The organism is Alphaproteobacteria bacterium, from assembly GCA_040220875.1.
GTDB lineage: Bacteria > Pseudomonadota > Alphaproteobacteria > JAVJVX01 > JAVJVX01 > JAVJVX01.
In genome coordinates, this window is sequence record JAVJVX010000003.1 from 127,602 (window position 1) to 139,958 (window position 12,357).

The window sequence follows — 12,357 nt, forward strand, 5'->3', positions numbered from 1 at the left end:
GAGTAACAATTGTTTTTCCCGGGCGGGGGGCCGGCAGGGCTGGCCGGATCAGGGGCCCGGATCCTGGCCATCCTGCGGCGGCGGCGGCGGTTGCTGCCGGGCCAGGACGGTCTCCGGGAAGGACAGGGTGACGGTGGTGCCGATCCGGGGCTTGCTCTCGATATGCATCTTGCCGCCCAGGGCCTCGACCAGTTTCCGGGTCAGCGGAAGCCCCAGCCCGGTGCCCTTTTTCCGGTTCTGGAGAGCGTTCTCCACCTGGACATAGGGTTTGAAGGCCGCTTCCATCTGGCGTGGTGTCATGCCGACGCCGGTGTCGGAAACGACGAAAATGAAGGCCCCCTTGTCCGGAGAGTGGCGCCCGGATACCCGAACGCTGCCGCCTTCCGGGGTGAATTTGATGGCATTCGAAATCACATTGGTGAGGATCTGGCGAAATTTCATGGCATCGGTGTGAAACACCGGAAAATCCGCCGGCAGTGTCATTTGCAGATTTACGCCGCATTCCACCGCCATGGGGCCGAGAGAGGTCACACAGGCCCGAACCGCCTGGCGGAGGTCCACGTCGGAAAGTCTGAGCCTATCTTCTCCCGACTCGGCCTTGGCCAGATCCAGACTGTTGTTGACGAGCGCGAGGAGGTGCTGGCCGGCATCGGCGATATGGGCGATATAGTCCCGGTACTCCGGCGGCTCGATGGGGGCGCGGGGATCATCGCGCATAATGCTGCTGAAGCCGAGAATGGCGTTGAGTGGCGTGCGCATCTCGTGGCCGAGCTCTGCCATCTGGCGGGTTTTCGCCTCGACCAGCGCTTCACTGGCGCGCAGCCCGTTTTCGAGTTTATGCGCCGCCTGGCGCAAGACGTTCACGGTTTCGTCGCGCTCCGCCCGGCGTTCGGCCAGAAGGTGCTTCAGTTCCGCGAGCCGGGCGGACTCTTTCCGCCGCCGGCGAGTTTCCCACATGAGGTGACGGGCGCGCAGGGCAAATTCCTCGGCCGATGCGTCGGCGGCAATGACCTCCCAGGTTTGGGACATCCCCTCGAGACGCGCCACCACGCGCGCAAGGTCTGCCGGAGAGGTATCTTGCCTTATGAACAGGACGGCTGCGTCCCCGGGAAGGGCCGCCTCCGGCTGCACGTCACCAAGGGGCACCAGCCAGACTGCGCCCCCCGTCTCGCCGCCCGTCTCGCCGCCCGTCTCGCCGCTCGGGCCAGCACCATCGTCCGCGAGCCCGGCAGCGGCGAGCCGGTCCCGGAGCCGGTCCGCCATCGCCCGGGGCAAATGAGTCGTGATCAGCCCCGGCTTGTCTGCTGCCGTTCCGTCACCCTGCCCGGCGATATTCGCGCGATCCGGCCCCGCGGCGGTTGGTATCATCTTGGCCTCTTGCAATCACAGATTGCATTAGGCGCCCAGTTTATAAATAAATGGTTGAATTCAGACGGCTTTGGGGATCTGCGGCCGGGTCAGTGACCCGTTTCGTCGCCGGCCGCGTCGCGCGCGGCCCGAGCCCGGGCGAACTTCTCCTGCATTGCCAGGCGATGCTCGAAATTCGCGGTGCGGCGGACGAGATTCCAATACCGGAACACCTTGCGGCGATAGGGGATATAGAATTCCCGGGTGCGCGAGTGGTAGTGGCTGACGGCCCGCACCCAGGAGCGCGTTTCGCCATGGAGGCGCTTGAGGAAGGTGGCGCCGTAACGCACGTTCGCCCCTGGGTCGAAGGCGGTCTCAAGGTTATCGAAGGCGTTCTTGTGGTAGTGCAGATTGATCTGCACACAGCCGACGTCGATGTTGCGCACCCCTTGGCCTTGGAGGTGGCGGACCTTTTCGATCGCGGCCTCGCGACTGTCGAGGTACCAGCTTTGCGCGCCCGACGTCACCGTCCAGGGCCAGGCCTGGATGCCGTGGCTTTTCTTTTCGTACCGTCCCGATTCCGCGACGGCAAGGGCCACCAGCAGATGCCTGGGAATGTCCATCGCGTCCTCTGCCGCCGCGAGCGCGGCCGCGCATTTCCCGCCCTCGACCACAAGGAAATCCCGCTCGGCCGCGCTGGCGCTCGGAGGCAGCCCGGCGGCGGCCAGGAGAATCAGGATAATGATCGCAAGAATCTGGGGGCTGAGTGCGTTTCGCATGGTTCTGGCACGCTTACCTTCGTGGCAACGGGTCTCGCCTACTTGGCGCCGTTTCGGGACCCCAGCCTAAGCCTCAGGGGTAAGCCAATGGTTAATGCCGCTCGGCCTGGCCGGGGCACCGGCAGAAAATTTTGCGTCGCAGCAATTCGAGGATGGCCGGGACAGCGATGCGTCAAAATGCCACAATAAAACCATTGTTTTTCAATGGATTATTTTTGCTCTTGCATCGGGTTATCAGAGATTGCATATACTGCATTGCGACATAGCCACATCCCTCGTGGCATTCTATGTCGCAGCCCTCCTTGGGCGTTTCCTCCCTAAACTTGGGCCGTGCCTGCGGGCACGGCCCCTTTTTTTCGGCCGTCGCCCGCTCTGCCGACCGGGGGTGCGGCCGGCTCAGGTGCCGGGGGTCAGAAGCCCGCCCGGAACCTGTGCCAGCCTCAATGCCGCCGTCTTCAGATGCCGCGCCAGGGCATCGAGATAGGGGGTCGCGGTAAACGTGGTTTCGTCCATATAGAGGTGGCGGCTGATCTCGATCTGAATTGCGTGGACGCCCGTGTGCGGCTGGCCGTAGTGACGGGTCGTGAAGCCCCCTGAATAGGGCGTGTTGCGCGCCACGAGATAGCCCTGTTCACGCAGCGTCTCCTCCAGGCGATCGGTGATGGCTGGCGCGCAGGCGCTGCCGTAAACGTCCCCGAGGACGAAATCCGCCCGCCGTGAGGCGTCCTGTCGCCCGGTGGTCGATAGCCCGGCCGATGGCATGGAATGACAGTCCACAAGGATGCAATGGCCGAATTCCGCCCGCGTCGCCTTGACGAGCTTTTCCAGTGCGTGGTGGTAGGGCCGATAAAAGCGCCTGATCCGGGCTTCTGCTTCGGCAAAGGTAAGCTTGTCGCGATAGATTTCCTCGCCCGAGGACACGACCCGTGCGATCGTCCCCAATCCGGCCGCGACCCGGCTCGAGGTGGTGTTCGCGTGAGCCGGGAGGACGTCGGAAAACATCTCCGGATCCAGCTCGTACGCCTCGCGGTTCGGGTCCACAAAGGCGCGCGGAAACAGGGCGCAGAGGAGGGGCGCCCCGATCCCGGGCGTGAAGTCGAAAATCCTGTCGACGAATCCGTCTTCCGATTTGCGAAGCCCGTCCATATCGAGGCGTGACTGCGCGACGAAATCGGCCGGATAATCCCGCCCGCTATGGGGCGAGGCGAAGACCAGCGGCAGGGTCTGGGTCTCGGGGGCACTGAGCATGAGGGGCTCGGCCCGGGTGGTCATATCGATGTTGCCGTGCATCTTTTGTCTTTAGAACAATTCGGCCCCGTCGTCACGCCGCCACCTGGCGACCCGCCGGTCTTTTAGGCAAACCGGGGGAAATCGGCGATTATCTGGAGGGTCGCGTCCGGCGGCCCGGACGGGGGCATGTCACGCCGGATTTGTCCGGGAAAATTGACCGCCGGCTAAGGGTGTTTTAGGTCTTGGGCTGGTAGGATTCCGGACGGGACGGGATCCCGGCCGAACGGGGCAGGTGGAATGGCGACGATACTTCTCGCCGAGGACGATCACGCATTACGTCATTTTCTCAAGGTGTCGCTCGAGCGCGCCGGGCACGAAGTCGTTGCCGTCGGCGACGGTGAGGAGGCGATGCGTTGGGTGATCACGCGCGATTTCGACCTCCTCCTGGCTGATGTGGTGATGCCGGGCACGGACGGGATCGAGCTCGCGCGCCGGGCCCGGCCTATGCGTCCGGCCATGCGGGTCATGTTCATCACCGGGTTCGCGGCCATGACCCTGAAGGCGAAATCGGCCCTGGGTGGCCAGACCACCGTCCTGTCCAAGCCGTTTCATCTCAAGGATCTGGCTACGGAGGTGGATACGGTGCTGGCGGGCGGCCGACAGCCGGTGGCCTGAGGGACAAGGGTTTCGGTCCCGGCTTCGGTCCTGGCCCGGAGGACCGGCGCGCCGCCAGCGCGCGGCCGGGCGGGGCGTGGAGCCTTGCCAAAACGGCGTTTGGCGCTATAAAACCGGAACAAGCGAGCGGCCGGCACGGCCGGCCTTGCGGGGGCGGTTAGCTCAGCGGGAGAGCACTACGTTGACATCGTAGGGGTCACTGGTTCAATCCCAGTACCGCCCACCATTCCAAGCCTTGATAAACAAAGGCATTTCCCGATTTCCCCGGCCCCTTCTGCTTCCGTCAATCGACGCAAGTCGCCGCCAATCGACGTGAACAGAATACGAATTGCCGAAAAAAACCTGACAAAATCCCGGCAATTTGTTCCGGCGATGTTCATCTGGCGCGCGCCACGGCTCTCGCCTGGTGGGCTGGCGATACGCCAGCGTATCGCTCGACCATCCGCAGGTCTTTCCAACCGCCCAGATCGCGGATCGTGATCAGCATCGGCCGGGGTCAGCCACCGAACACGCTGATTGCTGAACCGGATATGAGGCAGCCGCAGTGAGTGGGGAATAGCGGAGATCAAAGGCGGTGTAATTGAGGACCGCCTGCAGGATCGCTTCCTTGAGCGCCTCTAAAGGGCATATCACGAAATCCGTGACGGGAACGCTTGGGGGATAGGTAGCGGCGCCACCATCCTCAAGCGGCATCCTTGCCACTGACCTCCTTTTCGGCCGCGCTGACCAGGAAGGCGGACCGATTCCTGATCCCGTGGTCACTGATATAGCGGTCGATCTTCTCCAACGTCCGGGATGACAGGGTAATGTTGATCCGCACCGTCGGATCATCGAGCGGCGGCGCCTGTATCCACGCGAGAATCGCGCCCTTGGACTCAGCCAAGGCAAGAATATCGGAATCGGATGACGGCTCCGGCAGACCTTCGTTGTCTTCGCGCATTCCCTTTACATGCAGAGCCAGCGCCTCGGCCGCGAAGCGATAGGCTTCGTCGAGGGTCTTTCCGGCCGTTGCACAGCCCGGAAAATCCGGAAACTCGACTCCGTAGTCGGAGTCCGGTTCCTTGCGGATGAGGGCGATATAGCTGGACATGGCTTTGACTTCTCCTATCTCTTGCGAAGCCTGATTCCCGCCTGTTTCTCGATAGACTTCAAAGTCCCGATCGGGAGATCACGCTTTGAATGTGGGACCGTGACCCGGCCCTTTTTAGCCGGATGCTTGAACTGCTTGTGGCTTCCGATCTGGTCAACCTCGAACCATCCGTCCGCCTTCAGAAGTTTCATGATTTCCCGGCTGTTCATGTGTACAATATACACATGAACACGCAAGGCAGCAATGAAAAACCACACACCATACACATTATACAGTCAAGGAAGCAGGGAGCCCGGCGCCTATGGTATTTTGCGACCCTGACTGGGGGAGAGCGCATCATGCGACGGATAATCGCGACATGAGGGAAAATCTGCTATGTGTTCTTTTTATGTTCCGATTTTCTTGTGGTATGCTGGGAAAAATTTAGACACTGTGTCCAAAAACCTCCCAGCCAACGAGAGTCGGAACAGATGCTCCAGACCACCGAATTTTCGACCCTTCGCGAAAAGGCAGGCCTCTCAATCGATGAGGCAGCCCTTCTTCTCGGCAAGTCAGCACGTACTGTCAGGCGCTATGAAGCGAAGGGACCGTCAGGTTCAGTGCCGCCGGTGCTGGTGATCGAGGCACTCAAGCGCGCAGTATCCGATCGCATCCGCCGCGACACTGACGAGAAGACAAGCTTCCGGTTCATTGATCTCTTTGCCGGAATTGGCGGACTCCGCATCCCGTTCGAGGAAATCGGCGGACACTGTGTGTTCACATCCGAATGGGACCGGTTTGCACGGCAGACCTACGCCGCGAATTTCACGGATGACGAAGCGCACGAATTCGCGGGCGATATCCGGCCATTTGCGAGGGCGCCGTACCGCATCCCTGTCCATGATGTCCTTCTGGCGGGTTTTCCCTGCCAGCCCTTCTCGATAGCCGGTGTCTCGAAGAAAAACTCCCTCGGCAGGCCGCATGGTTTCCTGTGTGATACGCAGGGGACGCTTTTCTACGATCTCGCGCGGATCATCGAGTATCACAAGCCGCCTGTTTTCGTTCTCGAAAACGTCAAAAACCTGGAACGGCACGATGGCGGCAAGACCTTTGCCACGATCCGCCATGTCCTCGAAAAGGAACTCGGGTATCACATTCACACAAAGGTCATCAACTCGGACCCCTGGGTTCCGCAGAAGCGAGAGCGTATCTTCATAGTGGGGTTCAGATATCCCGGCTCATTCGACTTTGATGGCCTCGATATTCCGGACCGCAATCGCCCGAGGCTGGGCGATATCCTGGAGCCGTCCGTCGATCCAAAATACACGCTGACACCCAAGCTCTGGAACTATCTCAAGAATTACAAGAAGAAGCACAACAACGCCGGCAACGGGTTCGGATATTCCCTGTTCAGCCCCGAAGACGTGACACGCACGCTGTCTGCCCGCTATTACAAGGATGGCTCCGAGATCCTTGTGCGGCAGACGCGCAGGAGGCCAAGACGGCTTACGCCCCGCGAATGTGCGCGGCTCATGGGGTTTGACGCACCGGGTGAAGCGGAGTTCAAGATCCCGGTATCCGACACGCAGGCATACAGGCAATTCGGGAATGCGGTCGTCGTTCCTGTTGTGCGCGCTGTCGCTACCCTGCTGAAGCCGAATCTGGTCGAGGCACTGGCCTTGCGGGATGAAGTGCCTGCTCAGATTGAATTGCCGTTGAGAAGGAAGAGTGGCTGACGTTGTAAGCAAAGAGGTGAGAAGCCGGATGATGTCCGGCATCCGGGGCACCAATACCCGCCCCGAACTGGTTCTGAGACGCGGCCTGCACAGGCGCGGATTCCGGTTCCGGCTGCATTCCCGAAAACTTCCGGGAAAACCCGACTTTGTGTTCCTCAAACATAGTGCGGTTATTCTTGTCAACGGCTGTTTCTGGCATGGCCATGACTGCCATCTGTTCAAATGGCCGCAGACGCGCGAGGAGTTCTGGAGGGAAAAGATTTCAGGGAATGTAAAGCGTGATGCTGCAAACCTTGCAGTGTTGCGGAAGCAGGGATGGCGGGTCGGACGAATCTGGGAATGTGCCCTCAAGGGAAAGACGCGCCGTTCACCTGATGAGGTTCTTGACCGGTGTGCCGCCTGGCTGGCGGGTAACAAGCCGGAACTGGAAATTAGCGGCCATGGATAAAGGACATCTTTCCGGATATTTCGAAGGTGTGGGTGTGAAGACGCTCTCGGCCGTCGATGCCGAGCCGAAATCCTCCAACCAGCATGAAATCGGCACCACTGCGGCCATGAGAAAATTCCTTGGCACCGGGAAAAGTCGCTTTAATGTGACCTATCTCTGGCTCAGCGACGAGCAGGAAACTATCACCGAACGAGGCCGGGCCACACACTACGATTCAAGGGCAGGCAAGCCCCGCGCAGCAGAATACCGGTTCTACTATCCATCAAATCCCGTCACGGAAACCATGTCGGCAGGTGATACCCTGTTTCTTGCCATCCGGCCCGACAAGAGCATCCTCTTCATTGTGGTGCCGGCAGACAGCACTATCCAGAACCAGCTTCTCTGGCTGTTTGGCATGGACGCCCAGCCAAAGCTGCAGTTCACCGTTCAGGACTTTTCGGGTGCGGATGACGGGGAGCTTGATTTCATCTCGCGCTTCATTCTGGATGAAATCGGGATCGAGTTTGAAGACCCGAATGCCAATACGCTGGATTCCATTATCGAGCGGTTCGGTACCAGCTTTCCGGGTACAATAGAATTCTCGAACCTTGCCAGACTGACTTTGCCCCATATGGATGCACGTGACGATCCGGACCGTGCGCTCGTTGCGTGGCTCGATCATGAAGAAGCCATGTTCCGGCGGCTCGAAAACAGGATTGTTGGTGAGGATATAAGAAAGGGCTGGGTAGTCGACGGAAAGGTCGATGTCGATGCCTTCATCAAGTATTCGCTGGGTGTCCAGAACCGCCGCAAGTCACGGATGGGGCGATCGTTCGAGAATCATCTGAGAGCGGTTTTTGATGCCTTCGAGCTCCGGTATGATCACCAGGTCATCACCGAAAAGGGCAAGAAACCGGACTTCATTTTCCCCGGCGCGAAGGAATATACCGATCCGGCTTCCAACGTCAGCTTGCTTACGATGCTGGCCGCGAAATCCACCTGCAAGGACCGGTGGCCACAGATTCTGCCCGAGGCGGAGCGCATTCCCGTGAAGCACCTGGTAACGCTCGAGCCCGGTATTTCTGTTCCCCAGACCACCATGATGAAAGAATCCGGCGTTCAGCTAATTGTGCCAGGCCATATTCGCGATAGTTATTCCAGCGAACAGCAGGGATGGATATGGCCCCTGCGTGACTTCGTCAATCTCGTAGCAGAGAGACAGGCCGCGGCCTGAGCGTGCTTTCCGAAATCCAGAACAGCCAGTGGCGGCAGTAATTCTCTACCGCCCTTGATTTCCCCATTTCCGGTCGTGCGCCACTTGAACGTCAGCCGAGCAAACCAGGCTAGGCTCCGACCTCGTGGCAGACAGAATATTAAGGCACAGCCGCGATCCTTTCTGATTCTGTTCTCCGCCCTCAGAGTCCGCCTCCATCGCCGGGCCGGTGATGGCGTAGGCAGCATGGGCGGGGGTCGCGGCCAGAAGAATGAGACAGAGTATTCTCAGGAGAGGTCTCATCATGCGGCAATTCTCCGGCAGTCAGGTGGGATTGTCTGCCCAATAGTTTGAAATAAAAAGTCTTTTTGGCTTTCTCTCCCACATTGACATCGTAGGGGTCACTGGTTCAATCCCAGTACCGCCCACCATTTCGCCGCCGCCGTCCCGTTCGGGACCCGGTTTTCAGCCGATCCGCATTCTTTCCCAATTTCCAAGGGGTTCGGACCCCAGGACAGAGCAAGTTAACCCCGACTTAAGCCTATGGCGCGATGATCGGGACGGGCGCGCAGATGTATGCGGGACCGGTGCGGGGGCACGGTCTGGTCCCCCGACGAGAAGGCAATCAGACGTGTTGGCGAAACTGCCGTTCCTGAAGAAAGTGGTGCCGCCGCCGGAAGACCTGGCCGCGACAGACGACGAAGGCGCGCCCGAGGAAGAATCCCGTGCAGCGGCCGTGCCGCTCTCGCTGCGCCTCAAGGCCTGGTGGGAAGGCTACGACGCCAATGCTTATGTGGCGCGCGCCTCGGCCGGCTCCGGCTCTGATCCGGCGGCGCGCGACAGCGCCGCCGCGCCACCTGTCGAAAAAGGGCCCAAAAAAAAGGCGGAGCTTCAGACATCGCCCTGGGAGCATGCCTGGCCGGAAAATCGCATTCGGGCGGCCGAGCGCGTCTGGGGCCCCGGCTTCATTTCGCCTGGCGGCGCCGAATACATACTGGAACTGACCACGCCGCTCGCCCTCATGCCCGAGCATAGCATCCTCGATCTTCACGCGGGGCTGGGCGGGCCGGCGCGCACGCTTGTCGAAGCCTTTGGCGCCTGGGTCACGGGGAAGGAAATGACCCCCGATCTTGCGACCCGCGGCAACGCGGAGAGCCGTGATCTGGGAATGTTCAAGCGCGCGCCGATCTCTTCCTTCGACGCCGAGGCGCCGCTCCTCAAGAAAAAGGGCTTCGACCGCGCTTTTTCAAAGGAACTCCTGTTTCAGGTGCGAAAAAAGGAAGATCTGATGAAGGCCGTCGCCCAGGCCTTGAAGCCCGACGGCCAGATCGTGATGACGGACTACGTAAAGGGCGATGGTGCAAACGAGGATGAACTCGCCGCCTGGGAGAAGGGTGAGCCGATCCCTCCTCACCTGTCCACCGCCGGCGAGCTCGAAAAATTGGCGACAGCGGCGGGGCTCAATTGCCGCACGGTCGAAGATGTGACCGGCCCCCATCTCGAGCAGATCACGAGCGCGTGGAAAAACGCCATTGCCGGCCTCAAGCCGCGGGAAATGGATCCCGAGCTTACGCTTGCTGTCCTGACCGAGGCGGAGCTCTGGGCGCGCCGGGCCGATGTGCTGGCCTCTGGGTCGCTGCGGCTCTTCCGGATTTTTGCCATCAGGACCTAGGAAAAGGAGCCGTTTTCCGGCGGGTTTGGCCGGCTTGACAGGACCGGGCCCCCTCACTAAGGTCCGCCCGCCTCGAGGCGCCGGGCGGGGCAGTGGCAAAGCCGCAAACAGGTCGGCCGCAGCACAACCAGGGACTGAAGATCATGAAGGTGGTGAATTCTCTCAAATCCGCCAAGAAGCGCGACAAGAACTGCCGCATCGTGCGCCGCGGCGGCCGCGTCTTCGTGATCAACAAGCGCAATCCCCGCTTCAAGGCGCGCCAAGGCTGACACCGGGCTGACCCGGGCTGACTCCGGGCTGACCCGGGCAGTCCCCGACCGCACGACGAGGGCGCCAATGGCGCCCTTTTCTGTGACCGGCACGCCCGTCCGGGCATTCTCGGTCTGGACTGATCGCCAAGTGCACGCCAAGATTTCCCATGATCTATCGTTTCCCCCGCGCCGCCCGCCTTGCCGCAGGTCTCCTGATCTCGCTGGTTCTGGGAACGGTCGCGCCGCCCGTCGGGTGGGCCGATCAGACGGATCCCCGGCTCGACCGCCTTTTCGGCGAATTGCAGCGCACGACGGGGGACCGCGAAATCGCCATTCTCGAGGCGGCGATCTGGCGCATCTGGCTCGAAACCGGCAGCGCTACCGTCGATCTGCTGATGCAGCGCGGGCTGGATGGGATGGCAGCGGCGGAATATGACCAGGCGGAAGCGGCCTTCACCAAAGTGACAGAGCTGGCGCCCGATTTCGCCGAAGCCTGGAACAAGCGCGCAACGGTGCGCTACCTGGCCGGCGAGTATGAAGGGGCGATCTCCGACGTCGAACGAACGCTCGAACTGGAGCCGCGTCATTTCGGCGCCTTGTCCGGCCTGGCCATGGTGCATCACGAAATGGGTGACGACGTGGCCGCTCTGGCGGCGATCCGCCGGACGCTCGAGGTGCATCCCCATCTCGAGGCGATGATCGCGCTTGAGGAAAAGCTGACCCTGCAGATCGAGGGACGCGGCATTTGACGGGACTGCCCGAGGACTTGGCACGCCGGGACGACGACGCGGGGACCGTAACCGCAACACCACTGCTCTTGCCGGGTGACGGCCCGGCGGTGCATCGGATCCGGGAAGCGGGTCGCGTCGGCGGGCAGGCCAGCGTGCTGTTCGTCTGCGACCACGCCAGTAACGCCATCCCGATGCGCCTGGACCATCTTGGCCTGACAACGGCCGACCGTGAGCGACATATCGCCTTCGATCCGGGCGCGGCGCCGGTCACGGAATACCTCGCCCGGCGCTTCGGCGCGCCCGCGCTGATGGCCGGGTTTTCGCGCCTCGTGATCGACCCCAACCGGGCGCTCGATCAGGCGGGGCTCGTGCCGCTGGAGAGCGACGGCACGGTCATTCCCGGCAACCGGAACCTGAGCACGGCCGAAATCCGGGCCCGGATCGAAACCCTCTGGCAGCCCTATCACGACGCCATCGAGGAAACGCTCGCGGAAATGGCCGGATCGGGCGACATACCTGTGCTCATCTCGATCCACAGTTTTACCCCGGAACTTCGGGCGGGGCCGGCCGCGGAACGTCCCTGGCAGGTGAGCGTGCTTTGGAATCGCGATGACCGGCTGGCGCGTCCGCTGATCCGGGCCCTGGCCGCGGCGGGCCTGATCGTGGGGGATAACGAGCCTTATTCGGGCTTCGAGGGCTTGACCCATACCAACGATATCCATGCGCTCATCCGGGGCTATCCCCATGTGGAACTGGAAATCCGCCAGGACGTCATCGCGGATGCAGCAGGTCAGGCGGCTTATGCGACCCTGATCGGTGATGCGCTGGCGCCGCTTCTGGCGGAACCGGAATTGCGCCGGATCGCCGTCGTCTAGGCGGAGATTTGTTTGTTCTGAAAAAAGGAGAGGCTTTCATGGCACTCGACGACGCTACCCGCACCGAAATCGAAGCGGCGGCCTTTCGCGGGCTGGTCGCGCATCTTCAGGCTCGCAGCGACGTGCAGAACATCGATCTGATGAATCTGGCGGGGTTCTGCCGGAACTGCCTCGCCAAATGGTATATGGGCGCCGCGCGCACGCTGGGCATCGAGATGGACTACGACGCCGCGCGTGAAATCGTCTACGGCATGCCGTATGGCGAATGGAAGGCGAAGTACCAGACCGAGGCGACGGCGGAACAGCTCGAGAAATTCGAGGCAACGAAAGGCCGGCACGCGTTTTAGATGTA

General features: G+C 61.4%; 14 protein-coding genes and 1 tRNA gene. 10 read left to right on the forward strand and 5 right to left on the reverse strand.

What is annotated here, in order from left to right; translation table 11 throughout:
• Positions 1-48: 48 nt before the first annotated feature.
• The 3 genes from RLQ26_00625 to RLQ26_00635 all read right to left on the reverse strand — a co-directional run bounded on the left by RLQ26_00625 (position 49) and on the right by RLQ26_00635 (position 3,416).
• Positions 49-1,368 carry a HAMP domain-containing sensor histidine kinase gene (locus tag RLQ26_00625; GenBank protein MEQ9087229.1) on the reverse strand — a complete coding sequence of 440 codons (1,320 nt, stop codon included), beginning with the start codon at positions 1,366-1,368 and terminating at the stop codon, positions 49-51.
• A gap of 89 nt (positions 1,369-1,457) precedes the next feature.
• A complete protein-coding gene (locus RLQ26_00630; GenBank protein MEQ9087230.1) occupies positions 1,458-2,126 on the reverse strand; it encodes a transglycosylase SLT domain-containing protein in 669 nt (222 codons plus the stop codon).
• Between the two features lie 396 nt (positions 2,127-2,522).
• Entirely contained in the window at positions 2,523-3,416 is an 894-nt protein-coding gene (locus RLQ26_00635; protein MEQ9087231.1) for an N-formylglutamate amidohydrolase, read from the reverse strand.
• A 237-nt stretch (positions 3,417-3,653) separates the two neighbouring features.
• Here RLQ26_00635 and RLQ26_00640 point away from each other — a divergent pair, with 237 nt between their 5' ends.
• Positions 3,654-4,031, forward strand: coding sequence for a response regulator (locus RLQ26_00640; protein ID MEQ9087232.1), 378 nt, complete (start codon positions 3,654-3,656; stop codon positions 4,029-4,031).
• Between the two features lie 151 nt (positions 4,032-4,182).
• A tRNA-Val gene (locus RLQ26_00645) sits at positions 4,183-4,257 on the forward strand.
• Positions 4,258-4,713: 456 nt separating this feature from the next.
• On the opposite strand, the gene RLQ26_00650 is transcribed toward RLQ26_00645, so the two are convergent.
• Together RLQ26_00650 and RLQ26_00655 are read right to left on the reverse strand one after the other, a co-directional pair.
• Entirely contained in the window at positions 4,714-5,121 is a 408-nt protein-coding gene (locus tag RLQ26_00650) for a type II toxin-antitoxin system HicB family antitoxin (protein MEQ9087233.1), read from the reverse strand.
• Positions 5,122-5,135: 14 nt separating this feature from the next.
• Positions 5,136-5,330, reverse strand: coding sequence for a type II toxin-antitoxin system HicA family toxin (locus RLQ26_00655; protein MEQ9087234.1), 195 nt, complete (start codon positions 5,328-5,330; stop codon positions 5,136-5,138).
• A gap of 261 nt (positions 5,331-5,591) precedes the next feature.
• On the opposite strand from RLQ26_00655, the gene dcm reads away from it, so the two are divergent.
• The 8 genes from dcm (at position 5,592) to RLQ26_00695 (ending at position 12,352) form a co-directional block, all read left to right on the forward strand.
• Complete coding sequence (dcm, locus tag RLQ26_00660; protein ID MEQ9087235.1) at positions 5,592-6,836, forward strand: DNA (cytosine-5-)-methyltransferase; 1,245 nt, start codon at positions 5,592-5,594, stop codon at positions 6,834-6,836.
• Positions 6,829-7,284 carry a very short patch repair endonuclease gene (locus RLQ26_00665; protein ID MEQ9087236.1) on the forward strand — a complete coding sequence of 152 codons (456 nt, stop codon included), beginning with the start codon at positions 6,829-6,831 and terminating at the stop codon, positions 7,282-7,284. The genes dcm and RLQ26_00665 overlap by 8 nt, the downstream gene beginning before the upstream one ends.
• Complete coding sequence (locus RLQ26_00670) at positions 7,277-8,497, forward strand: type II restriction endonuclease (GenBank protein ID MEQ9087237.1); 1,221 nt, start codon at positions 7,277-7,279, stop codon at positions 8,495-8,497. The genes RLQ26_00665 and RLQ26_00670 overlap by 8 nt, the downstream gene beginning before the upstream one ends.
• 613 nt (positions 8,498-9,110) lie before the next feature.
• On the forward strand, positions 9,111-10,148 hold the full coding sequence (locus RLQ26_00675) for a methyltransferase domain-containing protein (protein ID MEQ9087238.1): 1,038 nt from the start codon (positions 9,111-9,113) through the stop codon (positions 10,146-10,148).
• Between the two features lie 143 nt (positions 10,149-10,291).
• On the forward strand, positions 10,292-10,417 hold the full coding sequence (gene ykgO, locus RLQ26_00680) for a type B 50S ribosomal protein L36 (protein MEQ9087239.1): 126 nt from the start codon (positions 10,292-10,294) through the stop codon (positions 10,415-10,417).
• A 149-nt stretch (positions 10,418-10,566) separates the two neighbouring features.
• Positions 10,567-11,148 (forward strand): tetratricopeptide repeat protein, encoded by a 582-nt coding sequence (locus RLQ26_00685; protein ID MEQ9087240.1) that lies wholly within the window; start codon positions 10,567-10,569, stop codon positions 11,146-11,148.
• A complete protein-coding gene (locus tag RLQ26_00690; protein ID MEQ9087241.1) occupies positions 11,145-12,005 on the forward strand; it encodes an N-formylglutamate amidohydrolase in 861 nt (286 codons plus the stop codon). The genes RLQ26_00685 and RLQ26_00690 overlap by 4 nt, the downstream gene beginning before the upstream one ends.
• A 38-nt stretch (positions 12,006-12,043) precedes the next feature.
• Complete coding sequence (locus RLQ26_00695) at positions 12,044-12,352, forward strand: DUF1244 domain-containing protein (GenBank protein MEQ9087242.1); 309 nt, start codon at positions 12,044-12,046, stop codon at positions 12,350-12,352.
• Positions 12,353-12,357: the final 5 nt, after the last annotated feature.